The following is a 2,374-nucleotide window of genomic DNA, read 5'->3' on the forward strand; positions in this document are numbered from 1 at the left end:
GCTATAGATTCAGCAACAGGAACTATAACAGGAGGCGTTTCAGGAATGACTTACACAGTTGAGTATACAACTGGAGGAGATTGCTCTGAAAGTAGTACACATAATGTGACAGTATTACTTGCAGAAGATGCATCTTTTACATTAACTACAACTTGTGATGGTGCTACTGCTGCAATTACAGGAGATTTAGGTGGAACGTTTGCATTCAACCCAGAGCCAGGAGATGGTGCAACAATAGACCCTGAAACTGGAACTATAACTGGTGGATTTCTTGGTTCAACATATAATGTTGAATACACGACTTCTGGTCCTTGTCCTGTAAGTTCCATTGTAGCAATTACAGTAGAAGATTTAGAAGATCCAGTTGCGATATGTAATAACATTACTGTCATGTTAGGTAGTAATGGAATGTATATGTTAACTGAAGAAGATATAAATTCAATTGGTATGGATAGTACAGATGACTGTGGTATCGATTCCATGTCTGTATCTATAAATAATTTCACATGTGATGATATAGGTGAAAATATAGTAACTCTAACAGTTACTGATTTTGGAGGAAACACTTCAACATGTGAAGCAACAATAACAGTGGATGGAATAATTCCTTCGGTAGAGATTACAGAAACACCATTATCTGTTTTCTGTCAAGGTGTTATTTTAACTGCAGAAAGCGATGTAACTGTTACTTATTTATGGTCTACTGGTGAAACTACCGAAAGTATAGTGGTTACTGAAAATGGGACTTATGGATTAACTGTAACTTCTGAAACTAACTGTAGTACGTTTGTACAATACACTGTATCAAATATTGAAGAAGGTACACCACTTTCTGAATATGCTATTTATGCAGCCAATGATGTTTTCCTTCATGGAGAGAATGTAGTACAATCTGGAGGCGTTGGTGTAGGTAGTTATAATGGAGAAATTAAATTGCATCAGGATAGTCATATTGTTGACTTTGGACAAGCAATGAATTTTACTTTAAACCAAGGAAGTACTATTGGTGAAGAAATTAACGAAGTTTCTAATCCAATAATGCCAGACTTCATGTATAACACACAATCTAATAATAGTAGTCCATCAGTAACAATTGTTAATGGAGATACTCAAACTTTAGATGGAGATGTTTATGATCAAGTATGGGTAAGAGATGGAGCAACGGTTATTTTCTCTCAACCAAATGTTTTTGTAAATAGAATAAAAACTAGTCAAGGAGCAAATATTGAATTCGAAGGATGTTCAAATGTTTATGTTAACAACATGTTCATTTTAGCTAAATACGGAACAATAAATTCTCGTGGAAATTCTGTTACATTTTATGTAAATAATGATGTTCATGTAGAGAAAGGTTCTAATGTAAGAGCTATAATCTATTCAAATGGACATCAAATACTTGCTAAAGGTTCTAATGTTAATAGTAATAACCCTGAAACAACTTATATGACAGGTTTATTTATTGGAAATAAAGTCCATGGTCTAAATAATGTTATTTGGAATTCAGATGTCATTTGCGATCCATGTCCAGTTTCAGAGCCAGATGAAAATAGATATATAAATTTCGATGTAACTTCTTGGCCAAATCCTTCGGATACAGTATTTAACTTAAGGTTAATTACTGATGATTTAACAAATAATGCTATCATAGAAGTTTTTGATATGAATAATAAACTTGTTCATACTAATATATTTAGACCTGAACAGCGATATAGTTTTGGAAGTAGATTAGATGGTGGAGTTTATATAGTTAAAGTTAGTCAGGCTAAAAACTCAAAAATTATTAGACTTGTGAAATTTTAATTTTAACTAAATTCATTTTAAAAAAGAGAGCTTAGCACATGCTAAGCTCTCTTTTTTATTAATTTCATTTTTCAAATTATAGATCTATTTTAAAGCATTCAATTCATCGGATAAAAGCGTACTTCATCTATTATGCAAAAGTTAAGTCATTGTTAAATTAGAAATTTTATAATTTAGTTTTTTCGAATTATACAGATTGATAATGCTTCGACTGTTAATTCAAACAAAGAAAAAAGATAAGTTGCTATATAACAGTGATTTATTTAAAATAACTAACCTATTTATATATAATGAAAAAAATTACACTTTCTCTTTTGCTTGGGTTTATTTCGTTTTTCGGGTTTTCTCAAATTGGATTAGTAGAAAATTTCGACGCAGGATTAATCCTACCTCCAGGATGGAGTGGTACAGGTTATTCAGGATCCGTATTTCAACCTTGTAGTGTGGTGTCTGTTAGAGCCAACTTAAGTGCTACAAACTTAACAGATGACTTAATATCGCCTAATATTGTTGGAGAGTCTAATGGAACAGATTTAACAGTTGCTTTCGACTATAAAATTGTTGATTGGTCTGC

2 protein-coding genes are annotated in these 2,374 nt (G+C 32.1%); both read left to right on the forward strand.

Annotated features, from left to right (window positions below; translation table 11 throughout):
• A partial coding sequence (locus LX78_RS14625) for a T9SS type A sorting domain-containing protein (RefSeq protein ID WP_146192607.1) occupies nucleotides 1-1,800 on the forward strand: 1,800 nt, incomplete at its 5' end.
• A gap of 290 nt (nucleotides 1,801-2,090) precedes the next feature.
• Nucleotides 2,091-2,374, forward strand: a 284-nt coding sequence (locus LX78_RS14630) for a hypothetical protein (protein WP_146192608.1), incomplete at its 3' end; no start/stop codon positions are given.

The organism is Xanthomarina spongicola (assembly GCF_003148645.1).
Taxonomy (GTDB): Bacteria; Bacteroidota; Bacteroidia; order Flavobacteriales; family Flavobacteriaceae; genus Xanthomarina; species Xanthomarina spongicola.